Annotated in this window: 18 protein-coding genes; 8 read left to right on the top strand and 10 right to left on the bottom strand. The window is 73.1% G+C overall.

Features of this window, described 5'->3' with window-relative positions; translation table 11 throughout:
• Nucleotides 1–41: 41 nt before the first annotated feature.
• Nucleotides 42–953: a GlxA family transcriptional regulator gene (locus ACBJ32_RS40255; RefSeq protein WP_375131250.1), complete on the top strand. Its 912-nt coding sequence runs from the start codon at nucleotides 42–44 to the stop codon at nucleotides 951–953.
• A gap of 63 nt (nucleotides 954–1,016) precedes the next feature.
• Here the strand turns inward: ACBJ32_RS40255 and ACBJ32_RS40250 are convergent, their stop codons facing one another.
• The 3 genes from ACBJ32_RS40250 to folE all read right to left on the bottom strand — a co-directional run bounded on the left by ACBJ32_RS40250 (nucleotide 1,017) and on the right by folE (nucleotide 2,846).
• Nucleotides 1,017–1,520, bottom strand: coding sequence for a hypothetical protein (locus ACBJ32_RS40250; RefSeq protein WP_375131249.1), 504 nt, complete (start codon nucleotides 1,518–1,520; stop codon nucleotides 1,017–1,019).
• A 189-nt stretch (nucleotides 1,521–1,709) separates the two neighbouring features.
• The gene (locus tag ACBJ32_RS40245) at nucleotides 1,710–2,087 is read right to left on the bottom strand and encodes an ArsR/SmtB family transcription factor (RefSeq protein ID WP_375131248.1); all 378 of its coding nucleotides are present in this window, start codon (nucleotides 2,085–2,087) and stop codon (nucleotides 1,710–1,712) included.
• Between the two features lie 102 nt (nucleotides 2,088–2,189).
• Nucleotides 2,190–2,846: a GTP cyclohydrolase I FolE gene (gene folE, locus ACBJ32_RS40240; RefSeq protein ID WP_375131247.1), complete on the bottom strand. Its 657-nt coding sequence runs from the start codon at nucleotides 2,844–2,846 to the stop codon at nucleotides 2,190–2,192.
• An 82-nt stretch (nucleotides 2,847–2,928) separates the two neighbouring features.
• On the opposite strand from folE, the gene ACBJ32_RS40235 reads away from it, so the two are divergent.
• Nucleotides 2,929–3,636 carry a helix-turn-helix transcriptional regulator gene (locus ACBJ32_RS40235; RefSeq protein ID WP_375131246.1) on the top strand — a complete coding sequence of 236 codons (708 nt, stop codon included), beginning with the start codon at nucleotides 2,929–2,931 and terminating at the stop codon, nucleotides 3,634–3,636.
• Between the two features lie 89 nt (nucleotides 3,637–3,725).
• Here the strand turns inward: ACBJ32_RS40235 and ACBJ32_RS40230 are convergent, their stop codons facing one another.
• A complete protein-coding gene (locus ACBJ32_RS40230; RefSeq protein ID WP_375131245.1) occupies nucleotides 3,726–5,021 on the bottom strand; it encodes a cytochrome P450 in 1,296 nt (431 codons plus the stop codon).
• 291 nt (nucleotides 5,022–5,312) lie between these two features.
• Here ACBJ32_RS40230 and ACBJ32_RS40225 point away from each other — a divergent pair, with 291 nt between their 5' ends.
• Both ACBJ32_RS40225 and ACBJ32_RS40220 read left to right on the top strand, forming a co-directional pair.
• Nucleotides 5,313–7,202 carry a S9 family peptidase gene (locus ACBJ32_RS40225; RefSeq protein ID WP_375131244.1) on the top strand — a complete coding sequence of 630 codons (1,890 nt, stop codon included), beginning with the start codon at nucleotides 5,313–5,315 and terminating at the stop codon, nucleotides 7,200–7,202.
• Between the two features lie 42 nt (nucleotides 7,203–7,244).
• Nucleotides 7,245–7,784: a TIGR00730 family Rossman fold protein gene (locus tag ACBJ32_RS40220; RefSeq protein ID WP_375131243.1), complete on the top strand. Its 540-nt coding sequence runs from the start codon at nucleotides 7,245–7,247 to the stop codon at nucleotides 7,782–7,784.
• Here ACBJ32_RS40220 and ACBJ32_RS40215 read toward each other — a convergent pair.
• Both ACBJ32_RS40215 and ACBJ32_RS40210 read right to left on the bottom strand, forming a co-directional pair.
• Entirely contained in the window at nucleotides 7,754–8,707 is a 954-nt protein-coding gene (locus ACBJ32_RS40215) for an LLM class flavin-dependent oxidoreductase (protein WP_375131242.1), read from the bottom strand. The genes ACBJ32_RS40220 and ACBJ32_RS40215 overlap by 31 nt on opposite strands.
• Before the next feature lie 76 nt (nucleotides 8,708–8,783).
• The gene (locus ACBJ32_RS40210) at nucleotides 8,784–9,248 is read right to left on the bottom strand and encodes a MarR family winged helix-turn-helix transcriptional regulator (protein ID WP_375131241.1); all 465 of its coding nucleotides are present in this window, start codon (nucleotides 9,246–9,248) and stop codon (nucleotides 8,784–8,786) included.
• An 89-nt stretch (nucleotides 9,249–9,337) separates the two neighbouring features.
• Between ACBJ32_RS40210 and ACBJ32_RS40205 the strand changes: the two genes are divergently transcribed.
• Both ACBJ32_RS40205 and ACBJ32_RS40200 read left to right on the top strand, forming a co-directional pair.
• Nucleotides 9,338–9,700, top strand: coding sequence for a hypothetical protein (locus tag ACBJ32_RS40205; protein WP_375131240.1), 363 nt, complete (start codon nucleotides 9,338–9,340; stop codon nucleotides 9,698–9,700).
• Between the two features lie 171 nt (nucleotides 9,701–9,871).
• Entirely contained in the window at nucleotides 9,872–11,455 is a 1,584-nt protein-coding gene (locus tag ACBJ32_RS40200) for an MmgE/PrpD family protein (protein WP_375131239.1), read from the top strand.
• Nucleotides 11,456–11,583: 128 nt separating this feature from the next.
• Here ACBJ32_RS40200 and ACBJ32_RS40195 read toward each other — a convergent pair whose 3' ends face one another.
• From ACBJ32_RS40195 to ACBJ32_RS40180, 4 genes are all read right to left on the bottom strand, one after another.
• A complete protein-coding gene (locus ACBJ32_RS40195) occupies nucleotides 11,584–13,350 on the bottom strand; it encodes a hypothetical protein (RefSeq protein ID WP_375131238.1) in 1,767 nt (588 codons plus the stop codon).
• A 149-nt stretch (nucleotides 13,351–13,499) separates the two neighbouring features.
• A complete protein-coding gene (locus tag ACBJ32_RS40190) occupies nucleotides 13,500–14,582 on the bottom strand; it encodes a CaiB/BaiF CoA transferase family protein (RefSeq protein WP_375131237.1) in 1,083 nt (360 codons plus the stop codon).
• Nucleotides 14,583–14,606: 24 nt separating this feature from the next.
• Nucleotides 14,607–16,016, bottom strand: a complete 1,410-nt coding sequence (locus tag ACBJ32_RS40185; RefSeq protein WP_375131236.1) for a dihydroorotase family protein — start codon at nucleotides 16,014–16,016, stop codon at nucleotides 14,607–14,609.
• The gene (locus ACBJ32_RS40180) at nucleotides 16,013–16,831 is read right to left on the bottom strand and encodes an IclR family transcriptional regulator (protein ID WP_375131235.1); all 819 of its coding nucleotides are present in this window, start codon (nucleotides 16,829–16,831) and stop codon (nucleotides 16,013–16,015) included. The genes ACBJ32_RS40185 and ACBJ32_RS40180 overlap by 4 nt, the downstream gene beginning before the upstream one ends.
• A gap of 88 nt (nucleotides 16,832–16,919) precedes the next feature.
• Between ACBJ32_RS40180 and ACBJ32_RS40175 the strand changes: the two genes are divergently transcribed.
• Complete coding sequence (locus ACBJ32_RS40175) at nucleotides 16,920–17,714, top strand: cyclase family protein (protein ID WP_375131234.1); 795 nt, start codon at nucleotides 16,920–16,922, stop codon at nucleotides 17,712–17,714.
• 122 nt (nucleotides 17,715–17,836) lie between these two features.
• Entirely contained in the window at nucleotides 17,837–18,967 is a 1,131-nt protein-coding gene (locus ACBJ32_RS40170) for an acyltransferase family protein (protein ID WP_375131233.1), read from the top strand.
• The last annotated feature ends 140 nt before the right edge of the window (nucleotides 18,968–19,107 follow it).

Below are 19,107 nucleotides of genomic sequence, written 5' to 3'. Positions count from 1 at the left end.
GAGCGCCGTTCCGTACGGTGGCGGCGCTCGCCATGGACGGCGTGAGCGCCATCGCACTGGGCGGGATCAGCGGGGGCTTCGCCTACTGCGCGCAACCGGGGCTGCCGGAGTTCGAGGTCATGGTGTGCGCGGAAGTGCCGGGAATGGTGCGGACCGATCTCGGCCTGCCGTTGCGGGTGACACATGGTCTGGACACGCTGGCCGAGGCGGACCTGATCATCGTGCTGCCCTCCTGCGCCTCGGCCCCGCGGCCGTCGCCGGCGGTGTCCGCGGCACTGCGCGCCGCCTACCGGCGGGAGGCGATCATCGTCGCGTTCAGCGCCGGGGCCTACCTGCTGGCGGACGCCCGGCTGCTGGACGGGCGGCGCGCCACCACGCACTGGAGCCTGATCGACGGCTTCGCCGCCCGCTTCCCCCAGGTGAGCGTGGTGCCGAGGGCCCTCTACGTCGACGAGGGGCGTCTCATCACGGGAGCGGGCGGGGCGTCCTGCCTCGACGTGTGCATGCACCTGCTGCGCCGCGAGCACGGCGCCGCCGTGGCCAACGCCGTCGCCCGCGAGATGGTGGCGGCGCCGCACCGGGACGGTGACCAGGCCCAGTATCGTGACCGGCCCGTCCCGGCCGAGGGTGAGAGGTCCCTCACCGGCGTCATCGACTGGCTCCTGGCCAACCTCGACCGGCCGGTGTCGATCGGGGAACTGGCGGGGCGGGCGCTGATGAGCGAGCGCACCTTCAACCGCCGGTTCAAGGCCGTCACCGGGAGCACTCCCTACTCGTGGCTGCTGGCGCAGCGGCTGGAGCGGGCCACCGAGCTCCTGGAGACCACGGAGCTGTCCATCGAGGAAGTCGCGCGCCGCGTCGGTTACAACACCGTCGCGGTCTTCCGCCAGCAGTTCACGAAACGCCACGGCATCGCGCCGCGGACTTACCGCAGGAAATTTCGTCAAGAATGAGATTGCGACAGAAGGGCCGCGCGATGGCAGGATTGCACGATCGCGCGGCCCCGTCGTCACACTTTACCGGTCGCGCCGCTCGACCTGCGGAGCCGAGTCCGTCAGGCCATCCGGCGCCTTCTCCGCCACCTTGGACGAGGAGAAGAGCGGAACCAGGCTCGACCCCCAGGTGACAGTGCGCGGCTCGGCCAGCGTCCACGGGCCGGAAATGTATGCCGTCTCCCAGTTGGGATTGTCGGGATCCAGCGCGGTGGTATGGAAGTACTCGTCGATCTTGGGGTCGAGGCAGTCGGTCCAGGTGTACCAGCCCGCACCCAGGTACATGTTAGGCCGCTCGATGGCCATGAAGTTGTTGAAGTACTGCGTCCATTGATAGTTGCCGGCGACCAGCTCTATCCGGCGCTGCACGCATGAGGTGGGCAGCGAATCGACGGGGTACGCCGCCAGATACTGAGTCTTGTAGTTATAGGCCGGCGGATACGCATCAGCAGCGGCGGCGGGCGCGGTCAGTGACAGCATCGCGGCGAATAATCCGCCCGCGAGAGCGAAAAAACCCTTCCGTTTCATCAGCTTCCTTTGCTGCTCGTGAGTTTCGCCGCGACTTCATGTGCGGCAATTGACATCATATGAATGCCTCACGAAGCAGAAAAAGAGAAAGCTCTGCCATTGTTCGCCTGTTTCCGGCCACCGCCTGTCAGTCGAAGGTGATGCCCGAGCGCTTTCCCGCATGCCCCCGGTGGCCGCCGCCACGCCGCCTCACCGCGGCCGGACGCCTGCCTGGCGGGCCTCGGCGGCCTGGCCGTTCTCCCGGACGCAGGCGTCGATGACGGCCCGCAGCAGGCCGGGGAAGCGGGCGTCGAGGTCGTCCGGGCGCAGGCTGTTCATCTTGGTGGTGCCCTGGTAGTGCTGGCGGATGATGCCGGCCTCGCGCAGCACGTTGAAGTGGTGGGTGGCGGTCGAGCGGGAGACCGGCAGGTCGAAGGTGCCGCAGCTGAGATCGTGGCCCGCGATGGCGAGCTGGGCGATCACCGAGCGGCGGACGGGGTCGGCGACCGCCTCCATGAACTGCTGGAGGGTGACCTCGGCGACGGAGGCGTTGTCCACGGTGCGCGGGGTGGTCTTCGGGCGGGCCACGCGGTCTCCTCCTCGCGGGATCAAGGCTGGCACGCCATGGTACGACGGCCGTCGAAGGAGCGGGCGGGCCGGCCCGCGGGCAGGAGGACCACGGACGAGGGGCTAGGAGCCGGCTCCGGCCAGCGCGAAGAATTCCTGCGGGGAGCGCGGGTCCTCGCGGAGCAGCCCCTGCAGCGCGGACGTCACCGTGCGGGACCCGCGGGCCTGCACACCGCGCATCGACATGCACAGGTGCTCGGCCTCGATCACCACGCCGACGCCCTGGGGAGCCAGATGCTCCTGCAACCAGCCGGCCACCTGCTTGGTCAGCCGCTCCTGCACCTGCAGATCGCGCGCGAACAGTTCGACGACCCGGGCGAGCTTCGACAGCCCCAGGATGCGGTCGCCGGGCAGGTAGCCCACGTGCGCCACGCCCTGGAAGGGCAGCAGGTGATGCTCGCACAGTGACTGCACCGGTATGTCGCGGGCCAGGACGAGCTCGTCGTACCCCTCCTCGTTGGGGAAGGTCGTCAGATCGAACTCCCGCGGCGCCAGCAACTCGGCGTAGGCGCGCGCCACCCGCCTCGGCGTGTCGGCCAGGTGCTCGGACTCGACCTTCCTGCCCAGCGCGACCAGCAGCTCTGTCACCGCCCGTTCCGCGGCGTCCAGATCCACGCCGTCGCGTCCCCGGACCACCCGCAGGCGTCTGTGCTGGTGGTCCGGGGACGCGACGGGAGACGAATCGCCGGTCGGCTGCGCCACGGTCTCGCTCCTGCGCATCAGGTACCTCTACTTCTATTGACGAGTTTCGTTAACATTAGAAGGAGTGCAGCGATTAAGTCAACAGAAGTGGGTTTTAGAAATGGGCGAGGTCGACGGGGCACGGCCGGCACACGTCTCCGCCGTAGCGGCGCTGGACGAGCCGACCCGGCGCCGCCTGTACGAGTTCGTGGTGCGACAACCTGCGCCGGTGAGCCGCGACCAGGCCGCCGACGCCGTGCAGGCACCCCGCAACACCGTCTCGTTCCACCTGGACAAGCTGGTGGCCGAGGGGCTGCTCGAAGCCGTCTACCAGCGTCGCTCTGGCCGCACCGGTCCCGGCGCGGGCCGCCCGTCCAAGCTCTACCGGCGCGCGCCCGGGCAGATCGCGGTCTCGCTGCCGGAGCGGCACTACGAAACCGCCGCCCATCTGCTCGCCGACGCTCTCCAGGCGGCGCAGGCCTCAGGAGAGCCGCCCCGCGCCGCGCTCGACCGGCGCGCCCGCGAGCTGGGCGGCGAACTCGGCAGGAAGGCGCGCCCCGCCGCCGCGCCCTGCCCCCGCGACGCGGTCATGCTCGCCCTGGAGTCCCTCGGGTACGAGCCCCGCGCCGTCGGCGACACCGTCCACCTCGCCAACTGCCCCTTCCACAGCCTGGCCCGGCGACACACCGAGCTGGTCTGCGGGATGAACCTGTGCCTCGTCACCGGCCTCCTCGAAGGCCTCGCCGCTACGGACGTCACCGCCCGCCTGGAGCCCGACCCCGAGCACTGCTGCGTCCGCCTCCACCCGGCCGGCCACCCTTCCTCCTGAGCCCGACCGGCAGGCCGGGCGGTCGGGGCGGCAGGCCGGGCGGTCGGGTAGCGGCCGCACCCAGTTCTGGCGCGGGAGGACCGCAGGGGTCATCGTGGGCGGCGCAGCCCGCGCAGGAAGGTCCACAACGGTGACCGGGACTGCTTCCCGGCGGGCTCGTCCGCCGGGGGCTGCTGCGGAGCGGGCGCCTCGTCCGCGGCCGGGCCGCTCCTGCGGGGTTCCGGGGCCTGGGCGAGCTCGTACTGGACGGGCAGCGACCGCAGCGCCCGCATGAACGGAGAGGGCCGCCAGGGCAGCTGGTCGGCCGGGAGCGCGAGCTTCACCTTGGACATCCGCTTGAACAGCCGGTGCACGGCGATGGCGGTGATCCGGGTCGCCAGGAGCTGGCCGAGGCAGTTGTGCGGCCCCGCGCCCCACGCCAGGTGGGCGCGGGTGGTGCGGATGGCGTGCCAGTCGATCGCCCCGGCGAAGCGCGGGTCCTGGTGGGCGGCGGCGACGGAGAGCATCACGGGATCGCCGGGGGCGATGGTGTAGTTGCCCAGCTTCACCTCGGTCAGCGCGTAGCGGAAGGTGAGGTTGGCCATCGGCGGGTTGAGCAGGGCGACCCTGTTCACCGTCTCGTCGATGGCGCCCACCGACAGGCTCTCGCGCACGTCCGGGTTGGCGGCGACCTCGACGACCACGTTGCAGACGAGGCTGGCGGTGAAGTCCAGCAGGCCGGGCAGCATGAGCAGCTCGCGGGCCAGCTCGTCCAGGGTGATGTCGGGCTTGGCCTTGATCAGGTAGGACGGCAGGTCGTCGCCGGGGGCCGCGCGCTTGGCGGCGCCCAGCTCGGTCATGGCGGCGTACAGCCGCTCGAACGCCGCGGCCGCCTCCGGCCCGGCGTCGATCATCCGCCAGATGTCCATGACGACGTCCTCGCCGCGGGCGGCGGTGAAGCCGAGCATGCGGTTGGCGACCATGAGCGGGAGCGGCCGCGCGTACTGGGCGGCCAGGTCGGCCCACCCGGTGGCGCCGCCCTCCGCCAGCACGCCGATGAGGTCGTCGGCGTAGCGCACGACGGCCTGCTCCAGCTGCTGCGCCTGGGGGTGGCCGTGGTCCTGGAAGGGGGCCAGCGCGCTGGTCCAGGCGTGGCGCAGCGCGTTCTGGGCGGCGCCTTCCTGGAACGTCGAGTTGTTGACCTGGAAGACGGGCAGCAGGGGCCAGTCGGCCGGGATCCGGCCTTCGGCGTGCGCCTTCCACCTGTCCACGCGCTTGCTCCACACGCCTCCTGAGTTCTGCAGGACGCGGAGCACCTCCTCGTACCCCATGACGAACCAGACCGGCACCCCGAGGAGGTCGACCGGCGCGACGGGGCCGTAGATCTTGCGCAGTCTTTCGTGCACTTGCGCGGGGTCCGCGTCGTAGTCCCTGGTCAGCAGTGGCTCGGGGGTTGCCGGCGCCGGTGTCGCGGGGGGTTGCTGGGGCCACGGGCCTTGGGTCACGTGCTGAACTACCTCTCTGCTCGCTGCTCCGCCGTCACGGATCATGGAACGCGTGACGCGCTCTGGGAGCTTACGGCTGTTTCACGCAGAAGGTGTGCAGCATCACGAATTGTAACCAAAGGCGGGGTGTGCAGGAATATGTGATCTCCGCGCCGCTATGGCCGCCGAAGCGCTGCGGTTAGGGTCGTGCGCATGAAACCTGCGGATATCTCCCTTTTGCATGCTCTCGGCGCGCCGACGATCTCGCCCGACGGGAAGCATGCGATCGTCGCCGTCACGCGGCCCGACCTCGAGGCCGACGAGTACCGCGGCGGCCTCTGGCTGGTCCCGACCGACGGTTCGGCCGAGCCGCGCCGGCTGACGCGGGGGCCGCGCGACGCCGAGCCGGCGTACTCCCCCGACGGCGCCTGGCTGGCCTTCGTCCGCGGCGGTGACGGCGCCAAGCCGCAGCTCTACGTGATGCCCACCGGCGGCGGCGAGCCGCGGAAGGTGACCGACCAGCCGCTCGGCGTCAGCGAGCCGGTGTGGAGCCCCGACTCGCGGCGGCTGGCCTTCGTCGCGCGCGTGCCCGAGGAGGGCCGGTACGGCGAGGGCGAGCCGGACAAGGAACGGCCGCGCCGCATCACCGGCTTCCATTACCGCTGGGACAACCTGGGCTTCGTCCTCGACCGGCGCGCGCACGTCTTCGTCGTCGACCCCTTCGCCGAGGAGCCCGCGCCCGCCCAGGTCACCGAGGGCGACTTCGACCACGGCGAGGTGGCCTGGAGCCCGGACGGCTCGCTGCTGGCGTTCGTGGCGGCCCGTCACGACGAGCGCGACGCCTCGCTCGCCAACGACGTGTGGGTGAGTGCCCCCGACGGCTCGGGCCTGCGCCGGGTGACCGCCACCGACCTGACGGTGGCCGCGCCGCGCTTCACCCCGGACGGCGACGCCGTGTGCTTCCTCGGCACCGTCACCGGACCCGAGCGCCGCCACCTGGTCTGCAGGAACCTCGGGCTCTGGCTGGCGCCGCTCGCCGGCGGCGAGGCCCGCCGCCTCACCGACGAGGAGCGCTTCCACGTCTGCGAGGACCCCTACGCGCCCACGGCCGACGGCGTGCTGGTCACCGTGGAGAACCGGGGCGCCAGGGACCTGCTGCGGGTGCCGTACGCGGGCACGGAGCCGGACGTCCTGATCGGCGGCCGGCGTGAGGTCAACGCCGTCGCCCACGCCGGCGGCGTCACCGTCGCGGTCGTCGCCGACGCCCGCACCCCGGGAGAGCTGGTCGCCCTGCGCGACGGCGGCGAGACCACCCTCACCTCCTTCGGCCGCGACCTCGACGTGCTGCCCATCGAGGAGGTCACCGGCACGGCGCCCGACGGCTACCCCGTGCACGGCTGGATCGTCCGCCCCGCCGGCGAGGGCCCGCACCCGGTGCTCCTCATGATCCACGGCGGCCCCTTCACGCAGTACGGCTGGCACGTCTTCGACGAGGCGCAGGTCTACGCCTCGGCCGGGTACGCGGTCGTCATGGGCAACCCGCGCGGCTCGTCCGGCTACGGCCAGGCGCACGGCCGGCACATCATCGGCGACGTCGGCCGCCTGTCGGCGATCGACCTGCTGGCGCTGCTGGACGCCGCCCTGGCCACCGGCGGCCTGGACGCCTCCCGCGCCGGCGTGCTCGGCGGCTCGCACGGCGGCTTCATGACCACCTGGCTGGCCGCGCACCACGGCGAGCGGTTCAAGGCGGCGATCAGCGAGCGCGCGCTCAACGCGATCGACAGCTTCCACGGCAGCAGCGACATCGGCTGGTCGTTCACCCGTGACCTGTACGGCGAGGACCCGGCGCGCTGGGTGGAGCAGAGCCCGCTCACGCACGCCGACAAGATCGAGATGCCGTTCCTGATCATCCACTCGGAGCACGACTGGCGGTGCCCGGTGGAGCAGGCGCAGCGGCTGTTCGTCAAGCTCCGGCTGCGCGGGGTGGAGACGGAGCTGCTGCTGTTCCCTGGAGAGGGTCACGAGCTGTCCCGCTCGGGGCTGCCCAGCCATCGGGTGGCCCGTTTCGAGGCCATCCTCGACTGGTGGGGGCGGCACCTCTGACCCCGTCCCGCGGCGCGGCGGGCACCCCCTACGGTGGTCCTCATGAACATTTGCGTCTTCCTGTCGGCCGCTGACCTGCCCGAGACCTACACCCGGCCCGCCCGCGAGTTCGCCGAGCTGATCGGCAAGGGCGGGCACACGCTGGTCTGGGGAGGCTCCGACGTGGGGCTGATGAAGGTGGTGGCCGACGGCGTGCACGCGGCGGGCGGGCGGCTGATGGGCGTCTCGGTGGACTTCCTGGCCGGCAAGGCGCGCCGCGGCGTGGACGACATGATCATCGCCTCCGACCTCGCCGAGCGCAAGAAGCTGCTGCTGGAGAAGGCGGACGCGGTGGTCATCATGGTGGGCGGCACGGGCACGCTGGACGAGGCCACCGAGATCCTGGAGCTGAAGAAGCACGGGCGGACGGACAAGCCCGTCGTGCTGCTGAACACGGCGGGCTTCTACGACGGCCTCAAGGAGCAGTTCCGGCGGATGGAGGACGAGGGTTTCCTGCCGCGTCCCCTCACCGACCTGGTCCTCTTCGCCGAGGAGCCCGTGGGCGCGATGGCCTACCTGGAGGAGTCGCTCGGCATCGAGTGACGCCGCTCGCGGCCGTGTTCCTTCGCCACCGCCTCGCGTACGGCGGGGGCGATCTCCTGGGCCCAGCGGGCCAGGGTGGTGGCGTCGACGGCGCCGTGGCCGGCGGCGAAGAGCGTGAAGCCTGACGCGCCGTGCTCCAGCACGGCCCCGGTCAGCTCCTCGACCCACTGGCCGGGGGAGCCGCCGAGCCAGCGGCCCTCGCCGTCGCGGGTGGCGGGCAGCGGCCGGTCGGTGATGCGCCCGGGGAGGTTGAAGACCGTGCGGATCTCGCCCGGGTCGCGGCCGGCGGCCACCGCCGCCTCGTCGATGATCGGCCGCGAGGACCGGTAGCGCTCGCTGAGCCAGTCGGCCGCGTGCCCGGGGATCCAGCCGTCGGCCACGCGGCCGGTGGCGGCCAGGGACTTCGGGCCGACCGATCCGGTCCACACGGGCGGCGCGGCCACCGGAGCGGGCTCGATCCGGTGCACCTGGTAGTGGGCGCCCTCGAAGGTGACCGGGGAGCCGCCTCCGGACAGCAGCTTGACCAGGACGATCGCCTCCTCGAAGGCGTCGACGGCGTCGCCGGGCGACAGCCGCGGCACGCCCATGTCGGCGATGCGGTCCCACAGCCCGCCCGCGCCCATGCCGAGCACGATCCGGCCCTCCGACAGGGCCGACAACGACGTCACCGTCCTGGCCAGCATGGCGGGCGGCCGGGTCGGCAGGTTGGTCACGTTGGCGAAGCCCGCGATGTGCCGGGTGCGCCCGAGGACGAAGCCGAGCGCGGCGTAGGCGTCCAGGCGGCCGCCGATGTAGGGGTGGTCGGACAGGGTGAAGAGGTCCAGCCCGTCCCGGTCGGCCTGCTGGGTCATGCGCAACAGCTCAGGTATGTCGTCGATGCCGGGATGCGTGCCGAACCCGAAGACGACGTCATGTGCGGACATTTTTCCTGCCTCTCAACGCTCAGTTCGTGCCACGAACCATATTAGTTCGTGGCACGAACTGCAACCCCCGTCGCGCTCAGTGCGGGCGGACCGGCTCCATGAAGACGGTGGGCACCTTGTTGTCCGCCACGACGCGCCCGAGCAGGGCGGCGAGCGCGTCGCGCTCCTCCTCGGGGAATCCGGAGACCAGCTCCTCGACGCGGCGGCAGGTCTCGGTGTAGAACTCGCCGGCCAGCTTGGCGCCCCGCCTGGTGAGCCCCACCCGCACCGCGCGCGAGTCGTGCGGATCGGGCCTGCGCTCGACCAGGCCGTTGCGCTCGCTGCGGTCGACCAGGCCGGTCAGGCTCGACTTGGCCAGACCGAGCAGCGCGCCCAACTCGCTCATGCCGTACGGGCGCGGCATCAGGACGCACAACAGCTGGCCCTGCTGCTGGGTGATGCCGTACTCGCGGGCGGAGGCCTCGTACACGGCGTTCACCAGGAACGTGGACCGTACCAGGGCCGCCACTATCCCGATCGGGCCGTCAACATGCTCATTCACCGCCCAAGAATAACAAAATTCGCGGGACGAACTACTCCGGCGGGACGGCCGGCAGGATTAGACTCGTGGCGAGCCGGGAGGGAGGGCGCGTGGCAGTGGCACGAGTGCTGGTGATCGGTCTCGATCCCGCCAGGATCGACGGCTGGGACCCCGAGCCGGTCCAGGCGGCGATCGCACGCGGCCAGGCCCGGTTCGCCGACCTCGGCATCGAGGCCGACTGGTGCCTGGTGGCGGTCGACGACGACCCCGAAGGGGCGATCGTCGCGGCGCTGACCCGCGCGGAGCACGGCTGCGTGGTGATCGGGGGCGGCATCCGCACCTACGAGCCGATGCTCGAGCTCTTCGAGAAGGTGGTCAACCTGGTGCGGCTGCACGCGCCCGGCGCAGCCATCGCCTTCAACAGCACCCCGGAGGACTGCGCGGACGCGGCGCTGAGGTGGCTGCGCCGGTAGATCCCGGCCGGACACGCCGCCCGTGACCATGAGCCGGGCCGGAGCGCCTGAACGAGCGCGAGTCGCGCAACTGGAAGCCGGGCGACCCATGCCCGCCCGATCATCTCCGCCCTTCCCGTACGCCGCCGTTCCCGCGGACGATGGGACGGCGACGGCTTGTGAGGAGAGCGGATGACATACGTGAGGCGGCTGGCCGAGTTCGCGGTGGCGTGCAGGGACGGTGAACTGCCGGCCGCGGTTCGGGACGACGTGCCGGGCCGGGTGCTGGACGTGCTCGGCAACTGCCTGGCCGCCTGCGCCGAGCCGGACGGGGACGCCGCGCCGGCGGTGCTGCGTGCCGTACGGCGCTGGGGCGGCAGCGGCGAGGCGACCGTGATCGGGAGCGGCGACCGGCTGCCTGCGCCGTCGGCGGCGCTGGTCAACGGCACCCTCGCGCACGCGCTCGACTTCGACGACACGCACCTGCCGTCCGTGCTGCACCCGAGCGCGTCCGTCGTGCCCGCGGCGCTGGCGGCTGCCCAGAGCGCGGGCGTGCGCTGGGCCCCGCCCGCAGCGCCGTTTCACGCGGAGCGGCGGACGGCGCAGGACGCGAGCGCGTCTTGCGGGGAGCGTGAGGCCGGCGCCATTCATGCGGACGCGGTGGACGCGTTTCCTGCGGAGCGTGGAGTGGGCGCTTTTCCTGCGGAGCCGGTGGCGGCGCAGGGGGCGGGGGCGTCCGGTGCGGAGCTGGTGGCGGCGGTCGCGGCGGGGATCGAGGTGTGCGGCCGGCTCGGCATGGCGTCCTACCTGCCGCAGGAGCGCAACTCGCTCTTCTTCGAGCAGGGCCAGCACGCGACCTCCATCTGCGGCACGCTGGGCGCCGCCGTGGCCGCGGGGCTGCTGTTCGGGCTGACGGCCGAGGGGGTGGCGCACGCGATGGGCGTGGCGGCCTCGATGGGGGCCGGTCTGATCGAGGCGAACCGTACGGGCGGGACGGTCAAGCGGGTGCACTGCGGGTGGGCCGCGCACGCCGGGGTGTCGGCCGCGGTGCTGGCCGCGGAGGGGCTGACCGGGCCGCCGACGGTGCTGGAGGGGCGGTTCGGGTTCTTCCAGGCATGGCTGGGCGGGCGGTACGACGCCGATGCGCTGATGTCGGGGCTGGGCGAGCGGTGGGAACTGCTGCGTACGGTCTACAAGCCGTACCCGACCAACCATTTCACCCACCCGGTCATCGACTGCGCGCTGGCGCTGCGGCGCTGCGGGCTGGACCCGTCGCGGATCGCGGAGGTCGAGGTGGGGGTGCCCGGCCCGGTGCTGCGCACGATCGCCGAGCCGCGGGAGGAGAAGGTCCGGCCGCGCTCGCCGTACCACGCAAAGTTCTCCGGCCCCTACACGGTCGCCGCGGCGCTGCTGGGCGGGGGCGGGCTCGGGCTGTCGCTGGAGGACTTCGCCGCGCTGGACCCGGCGCGGCTGGAGCTGGCGGGGCGGGTGCGGTGCGTGGCCGACGAGCGGGCCTCGGAGATCTTTCCCAGGGCGTTCGCGGCGGTGGTACGGGTGCGGCTGCACGACGGCTCGACGCTGGAGCACCGGGTGGACTCCTCGCGCGGCGGGCCCGAGCACCCGCTCTCGGCAGCGGAGCTGGAGACGAAGTTCCGCTCCAACGCGGGCCGGGCGCTGCCTGAGGGCCGGGTGAGCGAACTGGCCGAGGCGGTGCGGAGGCTGGGCGCGGGCGGCACGGTGGACGACGTGCTGGCACGCACCGTACGAGCGTCCTAGCCGGACGTCAGGCGGGACGGGGGCCGCCCCTCGTCAGGCGGGACGGGGCGCCGCCCTCGTCAGGCGGGACGGGGTGCCGCGCTTGTCCGAGGACGGGTGCCGTCCTCGTCCGATGACGGGTGCCGTCCTCATCCGATGAGGTGGCGCCGGACGGTTCGGCGTTCGGCCGGGCGGTTTCCGCGGAGGCGGCGAAGGTGCCCGGCCAGGGCCAGCGCCCGGCGGAGCGCGGGCAGCGCGGCGGCGTGGTCGCCCGCCTGGAGGTGCGCGTGCCCGAGGCGGCGGTAGGCCAGGCACTGGACCTCGGCCGCGCCGAGGCGTTCCGCGGCGAACACGGCGGCCTCCCAGACGTGGACGCGGTCGTGGACGTGCCCCCTGCGCTGCAGCATCTCGTCCATGGACCAGGCGATCCGCCAGGTGTTCTCGTTCCAGTCCTGGTCGGCGGTCCAGCGCAGGAGGGCCAGCAGGCAGTCGCGCTCGGCGTCGAACCACTCCAGGGCGTCCTGCTCCGTCGTCAACGGGGTGAGGTCGACGCCCTGCGCCGGTGGGTTCATGGTGATGGGCCGGATCTGCGGGGCCAGGGTGTGCTCGCCGCGGTTCGCGGTGTGCAGGTAGTGGTCGACCAGCCGTCTCAGCGCGGCTGCCGAGGCGGCTGGCCGGCCCTGCTCGATCGCGTACAGGCGGATCAGGTCGTGCATGCGGTAGCGGCCCGGCCGGTACTGGACGACCAGGTGCGCGGCCTCCAGCAGGCGCATCAGCGTGCGGGTGCGCGCGGCGGGCAGGGCGGCGAGCGACGCCGCGGCAGGCAGGCCGACGTCGGGCACCGGCGCCGGGCCCAGGGCCAGGAACAGCCGCCTGGCGTCCTCGGCGAGGCTCAGGCAGGAGGCGTGCAGGACGGCGCGCAGGCCGCCGGGGATCTCGCCCGCGTCCAGCGTCTCCGGATGGGTGACGGCGTTGCGCAGCTCGGCCGTGAGGGTGTCCAGGGGCAGGTGCGGCCGGGCCGCGACGCGCGCCGCCACGATGCCGAGCGCGAGCGGCAGGCCGGCGCAGTGGCGGATGAGGTCGCGCACGGCGTGCGGCTGGGTGGTGCCGGCGCTGCGGACGAGCAGCCGCGACGCCTCCTGCTCGCTCAGCCCCTCCAGCGGCAGCACCCGCACGCCGGGCCCGCCCGGGAACAGCTCCTGCACCCCGAGCCCGCCCAACGACGACACCTGCGCATCGGGCCCGGTGAAGGGCAGCTCCTGCGCGCCGTGCCCCGAGAGCGGCCGGCCCGGGTGCCGGCGGCTGGTCACCAGGACGGCGCTGGAGGTGGTGCCGGGCAGCAGCGTCTCCACCTGAGCCGGGGAGGCGGCGTCCTCGATCAGGACGAGCATGCGCCGGCCGGCCATCATGCTCCGGTAGAGCTCGGCCTGGGCCTCGGGCTCGGCGGGGACGGCCCGGGGGTCGGCGCCGAGCGCCAGCAGGAAGCCGCGCACCGCCTCCTCCGGCGGCACGGGCGGGGTCACGGGGTCGGAGCCGCGCAGGTTGACGTGGAGCTGCCCGTCCGGGAACAGGCCGGCGTTGCGGTCCGCCCAGTGCAGGGCCAGCCATGTCTTGCCGACGCCGCCCGCGCCCACGATCGCGACCGCTCTCGCGGCGCCCTCCTGGGACAGCGCCTCATCCAGGAGGCGAAGCTCCGCCTCCCGTCCACTGAACAGGTGGCCGGGCACAGCGGGCGATGGCCTGGGCACCACGGTGGCCGATTCTGGCGGCTGCTGTCTCGCCACCACGGTGACCGACTCCCGTGGCTGTGGACTTGCCACCACGGTGGCCGGCGCGGCCGGGAGCTGCCTGGGCAGCGCGACGGCCGATGCGGGTGACGGAGGACCTGACGCCTCGAACCGCATGTGCGTCCTCATGGAGCTCCCCGATCGTCCTCGCGCCGATGAAAGATCGACTTTAGCCGCCCTCGCACGACTTAAGCGGACGAATCAGGCAACCCATTCGCGCGCGGCCACCCCTGCCGGATCCGCCCCTGCCCTATTCGTCCGTGTCGGGATTCGTCCGTTCAGATGACGCCCTTCTCGCGCAACCCCGCCAGCTCCTGGCCGGTCAGGCCGAGCAACCCGCCGTAGACCTCGTCGTTGTGCCGGCCGAGCTCCGGCCCGGCGGTGCGCACCGCACCGGGCGTGGCCGACAGCTTCGGCACGACGTTCTGCATGGCCAGCTCGCCGAACTCGGGGTGCGGCACGCGCACGATGGCCTGGCGGGCGGCGACGAGCGCGTCCAGCTCCGCCATGTGCTCGCCGCGCGCGCCGTGCGTGGCGAAGCGGGCGTCGGCGGCCAGCTCGGGGCGGCCCATCACGCGGGCCAGCCGGGCGAAGACGCTGTCCTGGTTGGCGGCGATGAGGATGGACTCGCCGTCGGCGGTCGGGTAGACGTTGCTGGGTGAGACGTTCGGCAGCACGGGGCCGGTGCGTTCGCGCTGGTAGGAGGCCTGCTGCCATTCGGGCAGGAGCGACTCCATCATGGCCAGCACGGCCTCGTAGATCGCCGAGTCCACGACCTGGCCCCTGCCGCTGCGCTCGCGCTCGTGCAGCGCGACCAGGGTGCCGACGCAGGCGTGCGTGGCGGCCAGCGAGTCGCCGAGCGAGATCCCGGCCCGCGACGGCGGCCTGTCGGGGTCGCCGGTGACGTGGCGGATGCCGCCCATCGCCTCGCCGATCGACCCGTATCCGGCGCGCGGGGCGTACGGACCGGTCTGCCCGAAGCCGGTCACCCGCGTGATCACCAGGCGGGGATTGATCGCGTGCAGCTCCCGCGGTGACAGGCCCCACCGCTCCAGCGTGCCGGGCCGGAAGTTCTCCAGCAGCACGTCGGCGCCGGCCACCAGCCGCCTGACGAGGCCCTGCCCCTCGGGGGTGCGCAGGTCGCAGGTGACGGACTTCTTGTTGCGCGCCACGACCGGCCACCACAGCGAACGCCCGTGCGGCTTCTCCCTGCCCCACTGGCGCATCGGGTCGCCGCGCCCGGGGTCCTCCACCTTGATCACCTCGGCGCCGAAGTCGCCGAGCAGTTGCCCGCAGAACGGGCCGGCCAGGAGCTGGCCGAGTTCGACGACGCGCACGTCGTCCAGGGGCAGCGCGCTCATCTCCGCTCCTTACGGCGGTCCGTCTCAACGGTGCAGGTAGGAGCCCGACGGCTCGCCGGCGGTCTTGCCCTCGTGGAAGGCGACCCGCCCGCCGACGACCGTGGTCACCGGCCAGCCGGTCACCCGGACGCCCTCGAACGGGCAGTGGTCCTGCCCCGACAGCAGCAGGTCCGTGGTGACGGTCCTGGTCAGCGCCGGGTCCAGGACGGTGAGGTCGGCGTCGAACCCGACGGCCAGGCCGCCCTTGCGCCCCCACAGGTTGAAGGCGCGGGCGGGGTTGGCGGCGGCGACCTCGGCGATCCTGGTCAGCGGCAGGCCCCGGCGCAGGTGCCCCTCGGAGAACAGCACGGGATACAGCAGCGCCGTGCCGCCGAACCCGGGCCGCGCCGGCCACAGGTCGTCGCCCTTGTGCTCCTCCAGGCAGCAGGCGTGGTCGGAGGCCACCCAGTCGATCCGCCCGTCGGCCACGCCCGCCCACAGCGCCTCGTTGTGCTCGCGGGTGCGGATCGGCGGGTTGACCTTGCCGCCCAGGCCGCCGCGCGCGTCCAGGTCGTCGTGGTCGAGGCACAGGTGGTGCAGGGTGGTCTCGCGCCTGGCGGGGGTGCGGGCGGCCGCCTCGAGCGCCTCGGCGCTCGACAGGTGCAGCAGGTTGATCTCGACGCCGGTGTGCCCGGCGAGCACGGCCGCCTCGGCGATGGCGAGCTGCTCGGTCAGGGGCGGGCGGGCCTGGGCGTAGGCGCGCAGGTTCTGGGGGGCGCCGCCGACGCGTACGCGGTCGATGAAGACGCGCATCAGCTCCGACTGCTCGCAGTGCAGGCTCAGCGACAGCCGCCGGCCGGGGTGGGCGGCCTGCGTCTCGGCCAGCTTCTCCATGATCAGGTAGAGGTGCCCGAGGTCGTACTCGTCGCTCATGGTGAACGCGCGGGCGTCGCGGCTGTTGGCCGCCAGGTCGAAGCCCTTGTAGAACATGTAGTACTTGAACGAGGTGATGCCGTGCCCGGCGACGAGGGCGGGGATCTCGTCGATCTGGCCGGAGGTCATCGGGGCCAGGTGGAAGCCGTAGTCGGTCCACGCGCGCCCGGCGACCGCCCGCAGCACCTCGGGGAAGATCGTCTGGTACGGCCCGGTCCTGTCGAGGTAGTGCTGTCCCGTACGGAAGTAGGACAGGACGGTCGTCGCCCCGCCGACCAGGCAGGACCGCGTCTCCTCGAAGGCGTCCACGCCCAGGTCGCGGTAGATCCCCAGGTGGAAGTGGGCGTCCACCGCTCCCGGTAACACGATCCTCCCGGCGGCGTCGATCACCTCCGCGCCGCCGTCGAGCTCCTCGCCGATCGCGACGATCCGGCCGTCCCGTACGGCCAGGTCGGCGCGGACCTCGCCGTGGTACGGCAGGACCAGGGTCCCGCCCTTGACGAGCAGGTCGTATCGCATCATGGTGCCCCTTCCGCGGCGGCGTGGCCCATCCGGGCCGACAGTTTGCGGGTGGTCTCCAGCAGCGCCCGCGCGCACCGCCTCTCCTCGCCGCGGAAGCGCTCCAGCGGCCCGCACACGCTGATCACCCCGGCGGGCCGCCCGTGGTGGTCGAGCACGGGCGCGGCGACGGAGGCGGAGCCCGGCTGCCGCTCGGCCCGGGAGCGGGCGTAGCCGCGGCGCCGGACGGCCGCCAGGTCCGCGCGCAGCGCGGCCTCCTCGACGGGCGTCCGCTCGGTGAGCCGGGTCAGCGGCTGCGTGGCGAAGTAGTCGTCGATCTCCTCCTCGGCCAGGAAGGCCAGGAACGCCCGCGACGAGGCGCCGGCGTGCAGCGGGTACGGCACGCCGAGCGTCACCGACATGATCACCTCGCGGCTGGGGGTCGCCTGGTCGACGTAGACGCGCGCGTGCCCGGTGCGGATGGACAGCGTGGCCGTCTCCGACAGCGCCGTGGACAGGGTGACCAGCTCCGGCGCGGCGAGCCTGCGCAGGTCCAGCCGGTCGAGGTAGGCCAGGCCGAGCCGCATGGCGGTCAGGCCGAGCGAGTACCGCCTGCTCTGCTCGTCCAGGTCGATCAGGCCGCGCAGCCGCAGCGACGCCAGGATCCGGTGGACGGCCGCCTTCGACAGCTCCAGCCGCCCGGCGATCTCGGTGACGCCGAGGGTGCGCGCGGCCGGATCGGCGAACAGCACGAGCACGTCGGCCGCGCGCTCGACGGTCGCGACGGTCTGGCTGGCGCCGCCGGTGCCGCGGCGGCGGGGGTGCCCGGTCGTCGGCATGAGGGTGTGCCCTTCCTGCCGGTCGGCTCCTGCCGTACAGTCTGGAACAGCTTTCCTCGTAGTGGAACACCCTGAAGGACGTCCTCTCGTGCGAGCCCCGTGGGAGGCGCTGGCCGGGGCCGAGGTGTTCGACCTGGCCCAGCCGATGCGCACCGGCATGCCGCAGTCGCCCAACCACGTGCCGTTCCGGATGGTGCTGGAGCGCCGCCACGGGGACGTGGTGCGCGCCGACGGCGGGTCGGCAGCCAACGAGGTCATCGTCACCGGCGGCCACGTGGGCACCCACGTGGACGCGCTGGCGCACGTCTCGCAGGAGGGCAGGTTGCACGGCGGGCGCGAGGCGGCGGCGGTGCAGGGGCATGCGGGGTTCACGGCGCTGGGCATCGACGCCTTCGAGCCGTACGTCGGCCGGGCCGTGCTGCTCGACGTGGCCGCCGTGCACGGTGTCGCCGCGCTGCCGCCGGGCTACGAGATCACCCCCGCCGACCTCGACAGGGCCGCGGACGGGCTGGCGCCGCAACCGGGGGAGGCGCTGCTGATCGGCACGGGCTGGTCGCGGCACTGGGGCGAGCCGGAGCTGTTCACCGGCCAGTCCCGCGGCGCGCCCGGCCCGGGCGCGGCGGCCGGGCGCTGGCTGGCCGAGCGGCGCCCGCGCCTGGTGGGGGCCGAGAGCATCGCGTTCGAGCACATCCCGCCCGGGCGCGGTCACGCCACGCTGCCGGTGCACCGGATCCTCCTGGTGGAGGCGGGGATCAACATCGTGGAGACCATGCGCCTGTGGCCGCTGCTGGACGCCGGCCACCGCGAGGTCCTGCTCATCGTCAACCCGCTGCCGCTGGCCGGCGCGACGGGCGCGCCCGTCAGGCCGCTGGCGCTGGCCTGACGGGCTCGCTCCGCCCAGGGGTGTGCCTAGCTCCACCCCTGTGTACGTCCAGGTGCATACCGGCTGCTGCCCGCGCTTCCTAGCGTCGTCATCACGTCCGACGACCCGAAACGGAGTGCGCCATGAGAGCCGACCCCCGCCCCGCGCCACCGGCCCGGAGCAGCGCGTCCCCGGCGCGGCTGTGGTTCGCCGACAACCTGCGGATCCTGCTGACCTCGCTGGTGGTCCTGCACCACGTCGCCATCATGTACAGCGGGATGCCGCTGTGGTACTACACCGAGCCACCGACCAGCGTGGCGGCCGGCGTCGGCCTGTCGATCTTCCTACTGGTGAACCAGGCCTGGTTCATGGGCGCGTTCTTCCTGCTGTCCGGCTACTTCGCGCCCGGCTCCTACGACCGCAAGGGCCCCGGCGCGTTCCTGCGCGACCGGCTGATCCGCCTGGGGATCCCGCTGGTCGTGTTCTACTTCGTGCTCAGCCCGCTGCTGCACGCCGGCTCCTACCCGGACGGCTCGCCGCTGGCGGCCTACCTGGACACGATCGGCTCCGGGCCGCTGTGGTTCGTGCTCGCGCTGCTCGTCTTCGACGTCTGCTACGCCGCCGTCCGTCTCGCCGGCGCCCGGCGGCGGCCTCGGGAGCGGGCCGTCCGGCCGCCCGCCCTGCCCATGGTGATCGCCTTCGTGGCGGTGCTGGCCCTGGGGACGTACGCGCTGCGGATCGTGCTCCCGGCGGGCACCTGGGTGCCGGTCGTCGACTTCCCGACCATCGCCTACCTGCCGCAGTACGTCAGCTTCTTCGTCGCGGGCACGGTGGCCTACCGGCGCGGCTGGTTCCACGCCGTCACCCCCCGCATCGGCTGGGCCGGGTTCGGCCTGGCCGCCGGGGCCAGCCTGGTGTTCCTGCCGCTCGCGCTGGCCGGCGGGCTGGAGGCGTGGATGGGGCACGGCACGCTGAGCTCCCTGTTCTTCGCGCTGTGGGACTCGGCGTTCGCGGTCGGCGCCGTGCTCGCGCTGCTCGCCCTCTTCCGCAGCAGGCTGGACGGCCAGGGGCCGCTGGGCCGCTACCTGTCGGCCCACGCGTTCACCGTGTACGTGATCCACGCGTTCGTGGTGACGGCGGCCGGTCTCGCGTTCGGCGCCCTGGCGTGGCCGACGTCGGCGAAGTTCGCGCTCGTGGCCGCCGTGACGCTGCCGGCCTGTTTCGCGCTGGCGGGGCCGATCCGCCGGCTGCCCGGCGTGCGCCGCGTCCTGTGAGCGCCCTGAGGTGGCGCCCCCGCGACCCGGCGGAGCAAGTCCCCAGGATGCCGTTGTTCGTCGGCCCGTGCACCCGCGCGGGCGCCGCCGCGCGGGTGGCCGGCGGTGCCCGCCGAGTGCGGCCGCGAGCTGACCGGCCT

The sequence above is a fragment of the Nonomuraea sp. GTA35 genome (genome assembly GCF_041950525.1).
Lineage (GTDB): Bacteria > Actinomycetota > Actinomycetes > Streptosporangiales > Streptosporangiaceae > Nonomuraea.
This window is presented reverse-complemented; position numbering and strand designations above follow the sequence as displayed.

Bases quoted from the DNA above. Each gene is read 5' to 3' on its own strand.
- ACBJ32_RS40250 (WP_375131249.1), bottom strand. From the start codon at position 1,520: ATGAAACGGAAGGGTTTTTTCGCTCTCGCGGGCGGATTATTCGCCGCG.
- folE (WP_375131247.1), bottom strand. From the start codon at position 2,846: ATGCGCAGGAGCGAGACCGTGGCGCAGCCGACCGGCGATTCGTCTCCC.
- ACBJ32_RS40235 (WP_375131246.1), top strand. From the start codon at position 2,929: ATGGGCGAGGTCGACGGGGCACGGCCGGCACACGTCTCCGCCGTAGCG.
- ACBJ32_RS40225 (WP_375131244.1), top strand. From the start codon at position 5,313: ATGAAACCTGCGGATATCTCCCTTTTGCATGCTCTCGGCGCGCCGACG.
- ACBJ32_RS40220 (WP_375131243.1), top strand. From the start codon at position 7,245: ATGAACATTTGCGTCTTCCTGTCGGCCGCTGACCTGCCCGAGACCTAC.
- ACBJ32_RS40215 (WP_375131242.1), bottom strand. From the start codon at position 8,707: ATGTCCGCACATGACGTCGTCTTCGGGTTCGGCACGCATCCCGGCATC.
- ACBJ32_RS40200 (WP_375131239.1), top strand. From the start codon at position 9,872: ATGACATACGTGAGGCGGCTGGCCGAGTTCGCGGTGGCGTGCAGGGAC.
- ACBJ32_RS40195 (WP_375131238.1), bottom strand. From the start codon at position 13,350: ATGAGGACGCACATGCGGTTCGAGGCGTCAGGTCCTCCGTCACCCGCA.
- ACBJ32_RS40190 (WP_375131237.1), bottom strand. From the start codon at position 14,582: ATGAGCGCGCTGCCCCTGGACGACGTGCGCGTCGTCGAACTCGGCCAG.
- ACBJ32_RS40185 (WP_375131236.1), bottom strand. From the start codon at position 16,016: ATGATGCGATACGACCTGCTCGTCAAGGGCGGGACCCTGGTCCTGCCG.
- ACBJ32_RS40180 (WP_375131235.1), bottom strand. From the start codon at position 16,831: ATGCCGACGACCGGGCACCCCCGCCGCCGCGGCACCGGCGGCGCCAGC.
- ACBJ32_RS40170 (WP_375131233.1), top strand. From the start codon at position 17,837: ATGAGAGCCGACCCCCGCCCCGCGCCACCGGCCCGGAGCAGCGCGTCC.